Raw genomic sequence first — 17,304 nt, 5'->3', positions numbered from 1 at the left:
ACGATACCTTGACACGTCTAACCCTGGCGTTAGATGTCATGGGGGGAGATTTTGGCCCTACCGTGACAGTGCCTGCAGCATTGCAGGCACTGAATTCTAATTCGCAACTCACACTTCTTTTAGTCGGGGATCCCGATACAATCACGCCATTACTTGCCAAAGCTGACTTCGAACAACGTTCGCGTCTGCAGATTATCCCTGCTCAGTCAGTTATTGCCAGTGATGCCCGGCCCTCGCAAGCTATTCGCGCCAGTCGTGGAAGCTCAATGCGTGTTGCCCTAGAGCTCGTGAAAGAAGGTCAGGCACAAGCTTGTGTCAGCGCCGGTAATACGGGCGCACTCATGGGACTTGCGAAGTTATTGCTCAAACCTCTTGAGGGGATTGAGCGTCCTGCGTTGGTGACGGTGTTACCCCATCAGCAAAAGGGCAAAACGGTGGTGCTGGATTTGGGCGCCAACGTAGATTGTGATAGCACGATGTTGGTGCAATTTGCCGTCATGGGTTCCGTGCTGGCAGAAGAGGTTGTTGGCATTGCCAATCCTCGCGTAGCGTTACTCAACATCGGCGAAGAAGAAACGAAAGGTCTCGACAGTATTCGAGATGCTTCAGCTGTGCTAAAAACAATCCCTTCCATTAATTATATCGGCTATCTTGAAGCCAATGAGTTACTGACTGGCAAAACCGATGTGTTGGTCTGTGACGGTTTTACAGGTAATGTCACATTAAAGACGATGGAAGGTGTTGTCAGAATGTTCCTTTCACTGCTGAAATCTCAGGGTGAGGGCAAAAAACGGTCGTGGTGGCTTCTGTTATTAAAACGTTGGTTACAAAAAAGCCTGACAAGGCGATTTAGTCACCTCAACCCCGACCAGTATAATGGCGCCTGTCTGTTAGGATTGCGCGGCACGGTGATTAAGAGTCATGGTGCGGCCAATCAGCGAGCATTTGAAGTCGCGATTGAACAGGCAGTGCAGGCGGTGCAGCGACAAGTTCCTCAGCGAATTGCCGCTCGCCTGGAATCTGTATACCCAGCTGGATTCGAACTGCTGGACGGTGGCGAAAGCGCAAAATCACGAGCACACAGATAACGGTGCGTTTGTGAATGTGGCCAACGTATCAGCGATTTGCTCGTAGCGGTATATAACCAAAAAGTGACTGAGCGTACATGTATACGAAGATTATTGGTACTGGCAGCTATCTGCCTGAACAAGTGCGTACTAACGCCGATTTGGAAAAAATGGTTGAGACATCTGATGAGTGGATCGTCACTCGTACAGGTATCCGTGAACGCCATATTGCAGCGCCAAATGAAACAGTTGCGACGATGGGCTTTGCCGCCGCAAACCGTGCGATTGAAATGGCGGGCATCGACAAAGAACAAATTGGTCTGATTGTGGTTGCTACCACATCATCCACTCACGCATTTCCAAGCGCGGCGTGCCAGATCCAAAGTATGCTGGGGATCAAAGGCTGTCCGGCGTTTGACGTTGCAGCCGCTTGTGCTGGCTTCACTTACGCCCTGAGCGTTGCCGACCAGTACGTTAAATCTGGCGCAGTTAAGCATGCTCTGGTCGTTGGCTCCGATGTCCTGGCCCGTACCTGCGATCCAACCGATCGCGGAACGATCATCATTTTCGGTGATGGGGCTGGTGCGGTTGTACTGAGCGCATCAGAAGAGCCAGGTATTCTCTCCACGCATCTGCACGCTGACGGTCGCTACGGCGAACTGTTGACGCTGCCTAACGCCGATCGCGTGAACCCGGAAAACCCGATCCACCTGACGATGGCGGGTAACGAAGTATTTAAAGTCGCGGTGACCGAGCTTGCGCACATCGTTGATGAAACGCTGGAAGCCAATAATCTCGACCGTTCTGCGCTGGACTGGCTGGTGCCGCATCAGGCTAACCTGCGCATTATCAGCGCGACAGCTAAAAAGCTGGGTATGTCGATGGATAATGTTGTCGTGACGCTCGACAGACATGGTAATACCTCTGCTGCCTCCGTACCGTGCGCGCTGGACGAAGCCGTCCGCGACGGGCGTATTAAAGCTGGGCAGTTGATATTGCTTGAAGCCTTCGGGGGTGGATTCACCTGGGGCTCCGCGCTGGTTCGTTTCTAGTATAAGGATTTAAACATGACGCAATTTGCATTTGTGTTTCCGGGGCAGGGTTCCCAGACCGTTGGGATGTTGTCTGAAATGGCAGCAAACTACCCAATTGTTGAAGAAACATTTGCTGAAGCATCAGCTGCACTGGGCTATGATCTGTGGGCGTTGACTCAGCAAGGTCCGGCTGAAGAACTGAATAAAACCTGGCAGACGCAGCCCGCGCTGTTGACCGCATCCGTTGCGCTTTATCGCGTATGGCAGCAGCAGGGGGGTAAAACACCTGCGCTGATGGCGGGTCATAGCCTGGGCGAATATTCTGCTCTGGTATGTGCGGGTGTTATCGGTTTTGCCGATGCCGTACGTCTGGTTGAACTGCGTGGCAAATTCATGCAGGAAGCGGTTCCGGAAGGCACTGGCGGCATGTCTGCTATTATCGGTCTGGACGATGCCGCTATCGCTAAAGCGTGCGAAGAGTCTGCCGAAGGCCAGGTGGTTTCACCGGTAAACTTTAACTCACCGGGTCAGGTGGTTATTGCCGGGCATAAAGAAGCCGTAGAACGTGCTGGTGCTGCCTGTAAAGCCGCGGGCGCTAAGCGTGCGCTGCCGCTGCCGGTCAGCGTTCCTTCTCACTGCGCGCTGATGAAGCCTGCCGCTGAGAAACTGGCCGTTGAGCTGCAGAAAATCACCTTTAACGCGCCGACTGTTCCGGTTGTGAACAACGTCGACGTGAAGTGCGAGACCACGGCAGACGCAATTCGCGATGCGCTGGTTCGTCAGCTGTATAGCCCGGTTCAGTGGACTAAAACCGTTGAATTTATGGCATCCCAGGGCGTAGAGCACCTGTATGAAGTCGGTCCGGGTAAAGTTCTGACCGGTCTGACGAAACGTATTGTTGACACCCTGACTGCTTCGGCACTGAATGAGCCGGCGGCATTGTCTGCGGCGCTAGAGCAATAAAAGAGGAAGACCATGAGTTTTGAAGGAAAAATCGCGCTGGTTACCGGTGCAAGCCGTGGCATTGGCCGCGCAATTGCTGAGACACTTGTTGCCCGTGGCGCGAAAGTTATCGGTACTGCTACCAGCGAAAGCGGCGCGCAGGCCATTAGCGATTACTTAGGTGCAAATGGTAAAGGTCTGATGTTGAATGTGACCGATCCGGCATCTATCGAATCTGTTCTGGAAAATATTCGCGCAGAATTTGGTGAAGTCGATATCCTGGTCAATAATGCCGGGATTACTCGTGATAACCTGTTAATGCGCATGAAAGATGACGAGTGGAACGATATCATCGAAACCAACCTGTCATCTGTTTTCCGTCTGTCAAAAGCGGTAATGCGAGCTATGATGAAAAAGCGTCATGGGCGTATTATCACTATCGGTTCTGTGGTTGGTACCATGGGAAATGCGGGTCAGGCTAACTACGCTGCGGCGAAAGCGGGTCTGATCGGCTTCAGTAAATCACTGGCGCGCGAAGTTGCGTCTCGTGGCATTACTGTAAACGTTGTTGCTCCGGGCTTTATTGAAACGGACATGACGCGTGCGCTGTCTGATGTTCAGCGTGCGGGTATTCTGGCGCAGGTTCCTGCGGGTCGCCTTGGCGGCGCTCAGGAAATCGCCAGTGCGGTTGCATTTTTAGCTTCTGACGAAGCAAGTTACATCACAGGTGAGACTTTGCACGTCAACGGCGGGATGTACATGGTTTAACCACGATGAAAAATATTTGCGTTATTGTAGGTCTTGGCCTCAAAATAACGTAAAATCGTGGTAAGACCTGCCGGGATTTAGTTGCAAATTTTTCAACATTTTATACACTACGAAAACCATCGCGAAAGCGAGTTTTGATAGGAAATTTAAGAGTATGAGCACTATCGAAGAACGCGTTAAGAAAATTATCGGCGAACAGCTGGGCGTTAAGCAGGAAGAAGTAACCAACAATGCTTCCTTCGTTGAAGACCTGGGCGCAGATTCTCTTGACACCGTTGAGCTGGTAATGGCTCTGGAAGAAGAGTTTGATACTGAGATTCCGGACGAAGAAGCTGAGAAAATCACTACCGTTCAGGCTGCCATTGATTACATCAACGGCCACCAGGCGTAAGTGAACATCTCCAGGCGGTCATTCGACCGCCTGAGTTTTATCTTTTTATCCCACTTGAATTATTTTCCCTCCCTGGAGGACAACCGTGTCTAAGCGTCGTGTAGTTGTGACCGGACTGGGCATGTTGTCTCCTGTCGGCAATACCGTAGAGTCTACCTGGAAAGCTCTCCTTGCCGGTCAGAGTGGCATCAGCCTGATCGACCATTTCGATACTAGCGCCTATGCAACGAAATTTGCTGGCTTAGTAAAGGATTTTAACTGTGAAGACATTATCTCGCGCAAAGAACAGCGCAAGATGGATGCCTTCATTCAATATGGAATTGTCGCTGGCGTTCAGGCCATGCAGGATTCTGGCCTCGAAATTACGGAAGAGAACGCTCATCGTATTGGCGCCGCTATCGGCTCTGGTATTGGCGGTCTCGGTCTTATCGAAGAAAACCATACCTCACTGGTAAACGGTGGACCGCGTAAGATCAGCCCGTTCTTCGTTCCGTCGACGATTGTTAACATGGTGGCTGGTCACCTGACCATCATGTACGGCCTGCAAGGGCCAAGCATCTCCATCGCGACCGCCTGTACTTCAGGCGTGCATAACATCGGTCATGCCGCACGTATCATTGCATACGGCGACGCAGACGCGATGGTTGCGGGTGGTGCTGAAAAAGCCAGTACGCCGTTGGGTGTGGGTGGCTTTGGCGCGGCACGTGCACTGTCTACGCGTAATGATAATCCGCAAGCGGCAAGCCGCCCATGGGACAAAGAGCGTGACGGCTTTGTGCTGGGCGACGGTGCTGGCATGGTGGTACTGGAAGAGTACGAGCATGCGAAAGCGCGCGGTGCAAAAATCTATGCTGAAGTCGTTGGTTTCGGTATGAGCAGCGATGCTTACCACATGACGTCGCCACCGGAAAACGGTGCAGGCGCTGCGCTGGCAATGGTCAACGCACTGCGCGATGCGGCTATCGAAGCGGGTCAGATTGGCTATGTCAACGCACATGGTACGTCCACCCCAGCGGGCGATAAAGCGGAAACCCAGGCAGTGAAATCTGTCTTTGGCGATGCGGCAAGCCGTGTAATGGTAAGCTCCACTAAATCCATGACCGGACACCTGTTGGGTGCGGCGGGCGCGGTAGAGTCAATTTTCTCTATCCTGGCGTTGCGCGATCAGGCTATTCCGCCAACCATCAACCTGGATAACCCGGATGAAGGTTGTGACCTGGACTTCGTACCTCACGAAGCGCGTCAGGTTAGTGGTCTGGAGTATGCGCTGTGTAACTCCTTTGGCTTCGGTGGTACCAACGGCTCTTTGATCTTTAAAAAGATTTAAGTCCGTCAGGTGATGCGCTAGCATCGATAGCAAATTGAAAAGGTCCGCTTGTCGGGCCTTTTTTTATTCGGTTTTCCGCCCTTGTCCTGTGTTACTCATCCTGCCAAACTAGCGGACCAGAAATAAGGAGCCACCATGTTCTTAATTAATGGCTACGAGCAAGATATGCTGGCCGCAAGCGATCGAGCGACCCAATTTGGTGATGGCTGTTTTACCACTGCCCGTATTATCGACGGTGAAATACCTCTCTTTGCAGCGCATCTTGAGCGTTTACAAGGCGCTTGCCAAAAACTGCTGATCTCTTTTGAAGATTGGTCCGAGCTGCAAAATGAAATGAAAATGCTGGCGAAAGGGCACGTACGCGGTGTGTTGAAAGTGATTATCAGCCGTGGCAGTGGAGGCCGGGGTTACAGTGGCAAAAATTGTCATAGTGCCACACGCATCCTCTCCGTTTCAGCCTGGCCCGATCATTACGATCGTTGGCGGCAAGAAGGCATTACGCTGGCGCTAAGCCCAGTGCGGCTGGGACGTAATCCACTGCTTGCCGGGCTTAAACACCTGAATCGACTGGAGCAGGTGTTGATTCGCTCTCATCTTGAACAGACGGACGCCGATGAAGCGCTGGTTCTTGACAGCGAGGGATGGGTTACGGAATGCTGTGCGGCTAATTTGTTCTGGCGTAAAGGCGATGTGGTTTACACGCCCCGGCTGGACCAGGCCGGAGTGAACGGTATTATGCGACAATTCTGTATCCGGATGCTGGCACAATCGCCATTCAGTATTGTCGAAGTGTATGCCGGGTTGGAGGAGGTAATGCAGGCTGATGAAATCGTCGTCTGTAACGCGTTAATGCCCATTATTCCCGTGCGTGCCTGTGGCGACACGTTGTTGTCTTCACGTTTGTTATTCGATTATTTAGCCCCACTTTGTGAGCACCCGAATTAGTCATGAAAAAACTGTTACTTGTTGTCCTGTTATTGCTGGTTGTGCTGGGCATTGCCGCTGGAGTGGGAATGTGGAAAGTTCGCCATCTGGCGGACAGCAAATTATTGATTAAAGAAGAAACGATTTTTACGCTGAAAGCGGGGACGGGCCGTCTGGCTCTCGGCGAACAGCTGTATGCAGACAAAGTTATCAATCGTCCGCGCGTGTTCCAGTGGCTGCTGCGTGTGGAGCCCGAGTTGTCGCATTTTAAGGCCGGAACATATCGCTTCACGCCTGACATGACGGTGCGGGACATGCTGCAACTGCTGGAAAGCGGCAAAGAGGCGCAGTTCCCGTTACGTCTGGTTGAAGGGATGCGCCTGAGCGATTACCTCAAACAGCTGCGTGATGCCCCGTATATCAAACATACGTTAAGCGACGATAGCTATGAGACCGTGGCCGAGGAACTTAAGCTGGAAAACCCGCAATGGGTAGAAGGCTGGTTCTGGCCAGATACCTGGATGTATACCGCCAATACTACTGACGTAGCGTTGCTAAAACGCGCGCATCAGAAAATGGTTAAAGCGGTGGATACTGTCTGGGAGGGGCGCGCTGATGGCCTGCCTTATCAGGACAAAAATCAGCTGGTAACCATGGCTTCTATTATTGAAAAAGAAACTGCGGTTGCCAGCGAGCGCGACCAGGTGGCTTCGGTCTTTATTAACCGCTTACGTATCGGTATGCGTTTACAAACCGATCCGACCGTGATTTACGGGATGGGTACACGGTATAATGGCAAATTGTCGCGTGTGGATTTAGACACCCCGACCGCCTATAACACCTATACCATCACGGGACTGCCGCCAGGCCCGATTGCCATGCCGGGAGAGGCTTCATTGCAGGCCGCGGCGCATCCGGCAAAAACGCCGTATCTCTATTTTGTGGCTGACGGTAAAGGCGGCCACACGTTTAACACCAATCTTGCCAGCCATAACCGGTCCGTGCAGGATTACCTGAAAGTGCTTAAGGAAAAAAATGGGCAGTAACTATATCGTCATTGAAGGCCTGGAAGGCGCCGGAAAAACCACCGCGCGTAACGTGGTGGTGGAGACACTTGAGCAACTCGGTATTCGTGACATGGTTTTCACCCGTGAACCTGGTGGAACGCAGCTGGCTGAGAAACTAAGAAGTCTGGTGCTGGATATTAAATCGGTCGGTGACGAGGTCATTACCGATAAAGCCGAAGTTCTGATGTTTTACGCGGCGCGTGTACAGTTGGTCGAAACCGTTATTAAACCTGCACTGGCGAAAGGCGCGTGGGTAATTGGCGATCGTCACGATCTGTCGACCCAGGCGTATCAGGGCGGCGGACGCGGTATCGATCAAAACATGCTGGCAACCCTGCGCGATGCGGTGCTTGGTGATTTTCGCCCGGACCTGACGATCTATCTGGATGTGACGCCAGAAGTCGGGTTGAAGCGTGCCCGTGCCCGCGGCGAGCTGGATCGTATTGAGCAGGAATCTTTCGACTTCTTTAATCGTACTCGCGCGCGCTATCTTGAGCTGGCTGCCAAAGACACCAGCATTCGTACTATAGACGCTACGCAGCCGTTGGAGGCTGTGATGGCTGATATCCGTCATACCATCACCCAATGGGTGAAGGAGCAGGGCGCATGAAATGGTACCCATGGTTACGACCGGATTTTGAAAAACTGGTAGCCAGCTACCAGACGGGTCGTGGTCACCATGCGTTACTGATTCAGGCGTTACCCGGAATGGGCGACGACGCGCTGATTTACGCCCTCAGCCGCTATTTAATGTGCCAGCAGCCGGAAGGGCATAAAAGCTGCGGACAGTGCCGCGGCTGTCAGCTAATGCAGGCGGGGACGCACCCTGACTACTATTCGTTGCTGCCGGAAAAAGGCAAAAGCACGCTGGGGGTTGATGCGGTACGCGAAGTCAGTGAAAAGCTGTACGAGCATTCGCGTCTCGGCGGTGCAAAGGTCGTGTGGATCCCGGATGCTGCCCAGTTAACCGATGCCGCCGCCAACGCCTTGCTGAAAACGCTGGAAGAACCCCCGTCACAAACCTGGTTTTTCCTCGCCAGCACAGAGCCAGCTCGCTTGCTGGCGACATTACGCAGTCGTTGCCGGTTACATCATCTTGCGCCACCTCCGGAGTCGTATGCGATCTCCTGGCTCGCTCGTGAGGTGACTGCATCGTCAGAAGCGCTGCTTAGCGCGTTACGCCTGAGTGCTGGTTCGCCAGGCGCGGCACTTACGTTGTTACAGGCTGAAAGCTGGGCGCACCGCACAGATTTTTGTGCGGCGCTGGTGAACACATTAAACACAGGCGACTGGTATATCTTGCTCGCGGCGTTAAATCACGATCAGGCTACCGCCCGTTTACACTGGCTGGCAACGTTGTTGACCGATGCGTTGAAACGTCCGTATGGCGTTTCCCATTTAACGAATCCTGATGCGTTGGACCTGATATCTTCTATCGCAGAACGGTTATCCGTTGCCCAGATACAGGCGATACTCGGTGACGTTTGTCATTGTCGTCAGCAACTGCTGAACGTAACGGGCGTAAACCGTGAACTGGTGTTAACCGATCTTATTCTTCGTATTGAGCATTACCTGCAACCGGGCACCGTACTGCCTGTTCCCCATCTTTGAGAGAGACATTATGTTTTTAGTCGACTCACACTGCCATCTTGATGGCCTGGATTATCAATCTCTGCATAAGGACGTGGATGACGTGCTGGCGAAAGCGGCCGCACGTGATGTGAAGTTCTGTCTTGCCGTTGCGACAACTCTGCCAGGATATCGCAGTATGCGCGAACTGGTCGGTGAGCGTGACAATGTGGTTTTCTCCTGCGGCGTGCATCCGTTAAATCAGGATGAAACCTATGATGTTGAGGACCTGCGTCGCTTTGCCGCCGAAGAGGGGGTTGTGGCGATGGGAGAAACCGGGCTGGACTATTTTTACACGCCGGAAACAAAGGTGCGCCAGCAGGAATCTTTTATCCACCATATTCAGATCGGCCGTGAGTTACAGAAGCCGGTTATCGTGCATACCCGCGATGCGCGAGCCGATACGCTGTCTATTCTGCGCGAAGAAAAAGTGACGGATTGTGGCGGCGTACTACACTGTTTTACAGAGGACAGAGAAACGGCGGGCAAATTACTGGACCTTGGATTCTATATCTCGTTTTCCGGCATCGTCACGTTCCGAAATGCAGAGCAGCTCCGTGATGCCGCCCGCTATGTTCCTCTGGACCGGTTATTGGTCGAGACGGATTCTCCCTACCTTGCGCCTGTACCGCATCGTGGAAAAGAGAACCAGCCCGCCATGACTCGTGACGTTGCAGAGTACATGGCCGTAGTGAAAGGTGTTGCCGTTGAAGAACTGGCGCAGGCAACCACTGATAACTTTGCCCGCCTGTTTCACATCGACGCTTCTCGCCTGCAATCTGTTCGTTAACTGACTTTTTTTAAAGCTCGTAATTAATCACTAATGCGAGTAAAGTTCACCGCCACAAAATGGGCGGTGAATAATCAGTTTGACACATTCAGAAACGCATTTTATCGGAATGTGCGGATTTTGCGGCCATTCACGACTGAACTGTGATAGCCGTCAAACAAAAACAAACTGAATTATTTTACTCTGTGTAATAAATAAAGGGTACTTAGATGCCCTGTACACGGCGAGGTTCTCCCCCCTCGCCAATGCGTGAGAACGTAGAATACATAAAGTCAATCAAGCTGCATCAAGGCGGCAAGTGAGTGAATTGCAGGAGCTTACTAGAGTAAGTGACTGGGATGAACGAGCGCAGCCCACCCTGAGGCGGTTTGAAGGATGAAGTGTATAAGCACAAATACTCAGGAGCACTCCTAATTATGTTTAAGAATGCATTTGCTAACCTGCAAAAGGTCGGTAAATCGCTGATGCTGCCGGTATCCGTACTCCCGATTGCAGGTATCCTGCTGGGCGTCGGTTCCGCTAACTTCAGCTGGCTGCCAGCCGTTGTATCGCACGTAATGGCAGAAGCAGGCGGTTCTGTTTTTGCGAACATGCCGCTGATTTTTGCTATCGGTGTTGCGTTAGGCTTCACTAATAATGACGGTGTATCTGCACTGGCATCCGTTGTTGCTTACGGCATCATGGTTAAGACCATGGCTGTTGTTGCGCCGCTGGTTCTGCATTTACCTGCTGAAGAGATCGCCGCTAAACACCTTGCTGATACGGGTGTTCTCGGGGGGATTATCTCCGGTGCGATTGCAGCGTATATGTTCAACCGTTTCTACCGTATCAAATTGCCTGAGTATCTTGGCTTCTTTGCGGGTAAGCGCTTCGTTCCTATCATTTCTGGTCTGGCTGCCATCTTCACAGGTGTGGTTCTGTCCTTCATTTGGCCGCCGATTGGTACTGCTATTCAGACGTTCTCTCAGTGGGCTGCATACCAGAACCCGGTCGTGGCGTTCGGTATCTATGGCTTCATTGAGCGCTGCCTGGTACCGTTTGGTCTGCACCATATCTGGAACGTTCCATTCCAGATGCAGATCGGTGAATACACCAACGCTGCGGGTCAGGTGTTCCACGGTGATATTCCTCGCTATATGGCGGGTGACCCGACTGCGGGCAAACTGTCCGGTGGCTTCCTGTTCAAAATGTACGGTCTGCCGGCTGCTGCTATCGCTATCTGGCACTCTGCTAAACCAGAAAACCGCGCGAAAGTGGGCGGTATCATGATCTCCGCGGCGCTGACCTCGTTCCTGACCGGTATTACCGAGCCGATCGAGTTCTCCTTCATGTTCGTGGCGCCGATCCTGTACATCATCCACGCGATTCTGGCTGGTCTGGCATTCCCGATCTGTATCCTGCTGGGTATGCGCGACGGTACGTCGTTCTCCCACGGTCTGATCGACTTTATCGTTCTGTCCGGTAACAGCAGCAAACTGTGGCTGTTCCCGATTGTCGGTATCGGTTATGCGATTGTTTACTACACCATCTTCCGTGTGCTGATCAAAGCGCTGGACCTGAAAACGCCAGGTCGTGAAGATGCTACCGAAGACAGCAAAGCAGGTGCGACCGGTGAAATGGCTCCGGCTCTGGTTGCTGCATTCGGCGGTAAAGAAAACATCACTAACCTGGATGCGTGCATCACTCGTCTGCGTGTCAGCGTGGCTGACGTTGCTAAAGTGGATCAGGCTGGCCTGAAGAAACTGGGTGCGGCAGGCGTTGTGGTAGCTGGTTCCGGTGTTCAGGCTATCTTCGGGACTAAGTCCGATAACCTGAAAACTGAAATGGATGAGTACATCCGTAACAGCTAAGCAGTAAGAAGTTGGGGAGAACTAAGGCAGCCTGCGGGCTGCCTTTTTTATTGCATTAATTAGCCTGAACGCGAATCGGTGCGGTGGCAGCGAACAGCCAGGGACGAGCCTCTGCGTTCACGCGCGGGGATAGTGTCTCTCTGACCTGCTGGTGGTAATCATCAATCCACTGTTTCTCAGCATCACTCAGCAGATGCAGTTCGACCAGATTCAAATCAATCGGTACCAGCGTCAGCGTTGAGAAACGACAGAAACCAGGACGACTGTTGATAATCTCCACCTGATTCTCAATACGGATCCCATATTGTCCGGCCAGATAATAACCCGGCTCGATGGTGATGATGTTGCCTGCGACCAGTGGCCACGGGTTTACTTTTTTGGCGATGCGATGGGGTTGCTCATGAATAAGCAACTGGTGACCCACGCCGTGTCCCGTGCCATGATCAAAATCCAGTCCCAGCTCCCACAACGCCCGGCGGCTAAAAGCATCCAGTTGATGGCCCTGAGTCCCGCTGGGAAACTGCAGCGAAATAAGCGACAAAAAGCCTTTCAACACGGCAGTGTAATGCAGGCGACGTTGCGGATCCTGTGGGCCAAACGCGAGGGTACGCGTCGTATCCGTCGTACCATTGTGGTACTGGCCACCGGAATCATTCAGATACATGGCCTGTGAGGTAATTGGCGTATTGGTTTTTTCACTGGAGTGGTAATGGCACATTGCGGCATTGCTGGCAGAGGCCGAAATCGTGCTGAAACTTTGCTCGATAAATCCCGGCTGCTGCTGGCGAAATTCCAGTTGCTTGGCCTGCGCTTCCAGCTCGGTGACCGGATTGCCTGCCGCTTCGCGCAAAGGAACTTCATGGGCCAGCCAGGCAAGGAAGTTTACCCAGGCTGCGCCATCTTGTTCATGGCATTCCCGATAGCCTGCCAGTTCAACGTCATTTTTGTGGGATTTCATCAGAGTGATGGGATCGGGCGCCCATAAGACGTTGCCACCGTGTTCTTCAATGGCAAAACGCAATGCGACCGGGGCGTAGTCTTTATCGACCAGGAAACGCTTCCCATTAGCTAATTGCTGGCAGCGAGTCAGAAAATTATCTTGCGGGGCCAGAGTAAGCGTATCCAGCAGTGATGCGGGGAGCTGTTGCGTTTTATTGCTATCCACAAACCATTCCAGCTCACCGCTGCGATGGAGCAGGGCAAACGAAAACGGCACTGGTACCATGGCCAGATCCGAACCACGCACATTCAATAACCAGGCAATGTTATCCGGCAGGGTAATTGCCAGCACGTCAGCCTGGTGTTGAGCGAGTTGTTCCACGACGCGGGCACGCTTTTGCGTGCTGCTTTCCCCGCTGATTTCAATGGGCATTTCACGAATGATGCCGCAGGGTGCTGCCGGGCGGTCTAGCCATACCTGGTCAAAAGGATCTTGCTCAAGAGGCACCAGCTCGCAGTGGGTTGCCGACAGTGCTTCAAACTGACTATTGACCATCAGCATTGGTTCAAAGCCGATACGTTTACCTGCTGCAACATGAGACTGCAAATAGTCGGCCAGCGGCTCATCGTGTAAATGATGAATTTCAAAATCATCCAGCGAGACTTCATTGCGTACCTGGACCTGATAGCGTCCATCGACAAACATTAACGCGCGATCCCGAAGGACCAACGCGAGGCCAGCAGAGCCGCTAAAACCGGTCAGCCAGGCTAGTTTATTGTCATGCGGCGTACAATCTTCACTTTGATGAGCATCGGCGCGCGGAACAATCATGCCATCCAGCCCCTGCGCTATCAGCAGGTTGCGCAGGGCGGAAAGAGGAGTTGAGTTGTGCATAGTTACCTTCAGGTCTTAACGGAACGGCGGTTCGTTGAATGTACGTAATTTACGGGAGTGCAGTCGGTCGCCTTCAGCACGCAAACGATCGATAGCCCGGATACCTATTTGCAGATGCTCAGAAATGGCACCTTCATAAAAACGGTTGGCCTGACCAGGCAGTTTGATCTCACCGTGCAGCGGCTTGTCGGAAACGCACAGCAGCGTGCCGTACGGAACGCGGAAACGATATCCTTGGGCGGCGATGGTGGCACTTTCCATATCGATAGCCACCGCGCGGCTGAGGTTAAAGCGTAGCGCAGAAGCGGAATAGCGTAGCTCCCAGTTGCGATCGTCAGTGGTGACGACGGTACCGGTACGCAGGCGTTGTTTAACCTCTTCGCCGGGCATACCGCTGACTTCTTTGGTAGCGTCATACAGTGCGCGCTGCACTTCCGCGATGCTCGGAATTGGAATATCTGGCGGTAGAACTGCATCCAGCACGTGGTCGTCACGCAGATAAGCGTGGGCCAGAACATAGTCGCCAATCGCCTGGCTTTCACGCAGTCCGCCACAGTGACCAATCATCAGCCAGACGTCAGGACGCAGTACGGCCAGATGATCGCAAATGGTTTTGGCGTTAGACGGGCCAACGCCGATATTGACCAGTGTGATCCCCTGACCGTCGGCGGTGATTAAATGCCAGGCGGGCATCTGGTGTTTCTTCCAGGCGAGATCGGAGATGGCTTCTTCAGGCGCTTCAGTTTCAGCGGTGATCCAGATCCCACCCGCACAAGAAAGCGCGATATACGGGCTGTCCGGGTCGAGGATCTGGCTGCAACCCCAACGCACAAACTCATCGACATAGCGGGTGTAGTTGGTGAACAGCACAAAAGGCTGAAAATGTTCAACCGGTGTTCCCGTGTAGTGGCGTAGTCGAGCCAGCGAAAAATCTACTCGTCGGGCGTCGAAGTGCGACAACGGGGAGAATTCCGCCGGATGATAGGTACCGTCGGCTGTTTCATCGCCAATCTGTGACAACTCGGTTGTGGGGAAATGGCGCGTTAGGCCGGCGCTCATCGAGCGGTCGAGCGTCAGTTCAGAACCGTCAATGACATACGGATAGGGAATTTCATGCTGCGACGGCTCAACTGAGATATGCGCATCATAATCCTGATACAGCAGCGTGAGTTGTTCTTCAAGATACGGACGAAAAAGCGACGGACGGGTAATCGTAGTGGTGTAGCAGCCCGCATGGGTAAAACGACCATAGGCGCGGGTTTTAGGGGGATTGGTGGCGCTGCCATCCCAGGTGACACACAGTGATGGGTAAACAAAAAGACCGTTATGGCGGGCGATTACGTCAGGGAGCGTCCCTGTTTCAATATACTTACCAATGGCGCTACGCAGTGCTTTTACCGACTGCTCGTACAGCGCGTCCAGTTTATCCAGTGCCTGAGCCGGGGTCAGGCTGGAGCCCTTATTGTTCATGTCTGTCTCCTTGTTCCACAGATGTACTGCTCTCCCGATAGTATGTCACAGGAATGTGAAACAAAAGTCAGACGTTGAGGAAGATTGTGCGAAGACCGGACGGCCTCCGCACCCGGGCTTAACCGTGCTGCTTATCCCGCATCAGCAATGCTGTAGTGGCGGAAATAAGACAACCCGCCATCAGATAAATGGCCACACTGTGCCAGTCTCCGCCGGAGAATGTTACCAGCGCAGCAGCAATGAAGGGGGTAAAACCGCCGCCAACCACGCTTGCTACCTGATAACCAACGCCTGCGCCGCTGTAGCGATAGCTTGCGCCAAACAAACCGGTAAACATAGGTTGCTGCACGCAGACCACCATATCGTGTGCAATGTTGGCCAACATAATCGCGAAGAAAACGATCCAGAAAATGGATTGCGCTTCTAACGCCATAAAGAACGGGAATGCGCTGAGCGTCCCGACCAGTGCGCCGGTAATGTAAACGCGCCGGCGACCAAAACGGTCGGCGAGCCAGGCGAAGCAGGGGATGGTCAGACAGCTCAGCCCACCCACCAACAAGCCGATATTCAGAAACAGTTCACGGGGTAAGCCCAGATTCTGCGTGGAGTAATTTAGGGCAAACGCAGTGACGATATACATCGTCAGCAGTTCACACAGGCGCAGAGCGATAATTTTCAAAAAGGCACCTGGATGACGGATTAACGCCTCGACTACCGGTAGTCTCTTTTTCTCTGGTTGCGGCGCCTGTTGCTGCTGTTCGAATTCGGCCGATTCATCCATTCGGTTACGCATCCACAACGCGCCCAATACCAGCACGATGCTGAACAGGAATGGAATACGCCAGCCCCAACTCAGGAACTGCTCATCGGTGGTTTGCGAGCTAATCAGCGAGACCAGACCGGTAGAAAGCAGTAGCCCGACGCCATAACCGACCTGAACACCGCTGCTGTAGAAGGCTTTTTTATTTTTCGGCGCGCTTTCGACCGAGAGCAACGCCGCCCCGCCCCATTCACCGCCAACGGCAAACCCCTGGATAGCGCGCAGCGTCACCAGCAGCACAGGTGCCCACCAGCCAATGGTGTCAAAGGAAGGAATAATCCCTATCAGTGCAGTGGCGATCCCCATCATCCAGACGGTGAGCATCAGCATACGTTTACGCCCCAGGCGATCGCCGAAGTGGCCGAAGATCACCCCGCCTAACGGACGGAACAAAAATCCAACGCCAAAGGTAGCAAATGCGGCAAGTGTCCCCATCGCCGGGCTGACCTGCGGGAAGAACTCGCGGTTAAAGACCAGTGCGGCAGTGATGCCGTAAAGCAGAAAATCATACCAGTCGACCACGGCACCCGCGAAGCTACCAAGCGCAGCGCGTCGGGCGCGGTTAAGTGAAGAGGCGTCCTGTTGGGGACCCGTGGAGGTGAGGGAGGAATCCATAGTTATCCTGTCTGTACTGTTTTTTAGTTATTAGTATTTGAGTTGGGTTACACACATTGCAGTCGCAATATTAACGACCGTTATGAGATTACCGCGACAGACGGGAAGTGAAAACGATTATCTCCCTCATCTGAGGGCAACATGAAAAATAAGATGAATGAGAAAACAGAAAAGCAAAAAAACCGCTCGAAAGCAGGGTGTTCAAAAATTGTTGCCTTTTGTTCAAAGTGTGCGCGGTAGATGCGGTGGCCCAGCGCATTAAGCAACATCGCGTCGCCGGTGTAGCTTCACGGATTTGTAATGTCATGAATGATTCCTGTCCTGGTAATAAATTAACGATTACTGAACTATATCAAAACTGTCAGTGATACAGTGGTATGCGAATATTTCAGAGGCTTATCAGTATGAAGATTGTTTTTATCCCTGCGTTGATCGCCGTCCTGATTGATAAAGAACAGGACATGGGACGGGAATTGACCCGCGATGAGGTTGAGTCCATCCGCGATGGCGCTACAGCCATCCGCCTGCCGGCCGAAGCAGCCGAGGATATAATCAGAGAGCGCGGCTACCGCGATATTGATCCTGAGAATGTCTGGCGCGAGTGGCAGGCGTATAAAGCTGACTGAATGTCGAAGGGAACACGCTGCTTTAGTGGCACATGAAAATTATGCTCTTACACGGATGCGTTTACTCCGCGCCTGACGTGGAGCTGAGGAGCAACTTTGAGCGATATGCGGCCAGTTAGCTTTGAATAAAATTTAACGGCTAAATCGACG

General features: G+C 52.8%; 16 protein-coding genes. 13 read left to right on the top strand and 3 right to left on the bottom strand.

Annotated elements, in window-relative coordinates; translation table 11 throughout:
• The first annotated feature begins 8 nt into the window (after window positions 1-8).
• The 12 genes from plsX (at window position 9) to ptsG (ending at window position 11,789) form a co-directional block, all read left to right on the top strand.
• Window positions 9-1,088 (top strand): phosphate acyltransferase PlsX, encoded by a 1,080-nt coding sequence (gene plsX / locus OGY08_RS18410; RefSeq protein ID WP_071846967.1) that lies wholly within the window; start codon window positions 9-11, stop codon window positions 1,086-1,088.
• A 77-nt stretch (window positions 1,089-1,165) separates the two neighbouring features.
• Window positions 1,166-2,119 carry a beta-ketoacyl-ACP synthase III gene (fabH, locus tag OGY08_RS18405; RefSeq protein ID WP_003832181.1) on the top strand — a complete coding sequence of 318 codons (954 nt, stop codon included), beginning with the start codon at window positions 1,166-1,168 and terminating at the stop codon, window positions 2,117-2,119.
• 15 nt (window positions 2,120-2,134) lie between these two features.
• Window positions 2,135-3,064: an ACP S-malonyltransferase gene (gene fabD, locus OGY08_RS18400; RefSeq protein WP_003832182.1), complete on the top strand. Its 930-nt coding sequence runs from the start codon at window positions 2,135-2,137 to the stop codon at window positions 3,062-3,064.
• A 12-nt stretch (window positions 3,065-3,076) separates the two neighbouring features.
• The gene (gene fabG / locus OGY08_RS18395; protein WP_125363412.1) at window positions 3,077-3,811 is read left to right on the top strand and encodes a 3-oxoacyl-ACP reductase FabG; all 735 of its coding nucleotides are present in this window, start codon (window positions 3,077-3,079) and stop codon (window positions 3,809-3,811) included.
• Between the two features lie 154 nt (window positions 3,812-3,965).
• Complete coding sequence (gene acpP / locus OGY08_RS18390; protein WP_000103754.1) at window positions 3,966-4,202, top strand: acyl carrier protein; 237 nt, start codon at window positions 3,966-3,968, stop codon at window positions 4,200-4,202.
• An 85-nt stretch (window positions 4,203-4,287) separates the two neighbouring features.
• Window positions 4,288-5,529: a beta-ketoacyl-ACP synthase II gene (gene fabF / locus OGY08_RS18385; RefSeq protein ID WP_003036260.1), complete on the top strand. Its 1,242-nt coding sequence runs from the start codon at window positions 4,288-4,290 to the stop codon at window positions 5,527-5,529.
• Between the two features lie 135 nt (window positions 5,530-5,664).
• Window positions 5,665-6,474, top strand: coding sequence for an aminodeoxychorismate lyase (pabC, locus tag OGY08_RS18380; protein WP_125363413.1), 810 nt, complete (start codon window positions 5,665-5,667; stop codon window positions 6,472-6,474).
• 2 nt (window positions 6,475-6,476) lie between these two features.
• Window positions 6,477-7,499 (top strand): cell division protein YceG, encoded by a 1,023-nt coding sequence (gene yceG / locus OGY08_RS18375; RefSeq protein WP_125363414.1) that lies wholly within the window; start codon window positions 6,477-6,479, stop codon window positions 7,497-7,499.
• The gene (gene tmk / locus OGY08_RS18370; RefSeq protein WP_008784374.1) at window positions 7,489-8,130 is read left to right on the top strand and encodes a dTMP kinase; all 642 of its coding nucleotides are present in this window, start codon (window positions 7,489-7,491) and stop codon (window positions 8,128-8,130) included. The genes yceG and tmk overlap by 11 nt, the downstream gene beginning before the upstream one ends.
• Window positions 8,127-9,131, top strand: a complete 1,005-nt coding sequence (holB, locus tag OGY08_RS18365) for a DNA polymerase III subunit delta' (RefSeq protein WP_125363415.1) — start codon at window positions 8,127-8,129, stop codon at window positions 9,129-9,131. The genes tmk and holB overlap by 4 nt, the downstream gene beginning before the upstream one ends.
• Before the next feature lie 10 nt (window positions 9,132-9,141).
• Window positions 9,142-9,939 carry a metal-dependent hydrolase gene (locus OGY08_RS18360; RefSeq protein ID WP_020996495.1) on the top strand — a complete coding sequence of 266 codons (798 nt, stop codon included), beginning with the start codon at window positions 9,142-9,144 and terminating at the stop codon, window positions 9,937-9,939.
• 416 nt (window positions 9,940-10,355) lie between these two features.
• A complete protein-coding gene (ptsG, locus tag OGY08_RS18355) occupies window positions 10,356-11,789 on the top strand; it encodes a PTS glucose transporter subunit IIBC (RefSeq protein ID WP_003836725.1) in 1,434 nt (477 codons plus the stop codon).
• A 55-nt stretch (window positions 11,790-11,844) separates the two neighbouring features.
• Here ptsG and OGY08_RS18350 read toward each other — a convergent pair whose 3' ends face one another.
• The 3 genes from OGY08_RS18350 to shiA all read right to left on the bottom strand — a co-directional run bounded on the left by OGY08_RS18350 (window position 11,845) and on the right by shiA (window position 16,528).
• The gene (locus OGY08_RS18350; protein ID WP_241177280.1) at window positions 11,845-13,623 is read right to left on the bottom strand and encodes an aminopeptidase P family protein; all 1,779 of its coding nucleotides are present in this window, start codon (window positions 13,621-13,623) and stop codon (window positions 11,845-11,847) included.
• A 15-nt stretch (window positions 13,624-13,638) separates the two neighbouring features.
• Window positions 13,639-15,093 carry an AMP nucleosidase gene (locus tag OGY08_RS18345; RefSeq protein ID WP_032942969.1) on the bottom strand — a complete coding sequence of 485 codons (1,455 nt, stop codon included), beginning with the start codon at window positions 15,091-15,093 and terminating at the stop codon, window positions 13,639-13,641.
• Between the two features lie 118 nt (window positions 15,094-15,211).
• Complete coding sequence (gene shiA, locus OGY08_RS18340; protein ID WP_003832199.1) at window positions 15,212-16,528, bottom strand: shikimate transporter; 1,317 nt, start codon at window positions 16,526-16,528, stop codon at window positions 15,212-15,214.
• A gap of 404 nt (window positions 16,529-16,932) precedes the next feature.
• On the opposite strand from shiA, the gene OGY08_RS18335 reads away from it, so the two are divergent.
• A complete protein-coding gene (locus OGY08_RS18335; protein WP_111465785.1) occupies window positions 16,933-17,154 on the top strand; it encodes a hypothetical protein in 222 nt (73 codons plus the stop codon).
• Window positions 17,155-17,304 lie beyond the last annotated feature (150 nt).

Source organism: Citrobacter sp. Cpo069 (genome assembly GCF_030332785.1).
Classification (GTDB): domain Bacteria; phylum Pseudomonadota; class Gammaproteobacteria; order Enterobacterales; family Enterobacteriaceae; genus Citrobacter; species Citrobacter portucalensis.
This window is presented reverse-complemented; position numbering and strand designations above follow the sequence as displayed.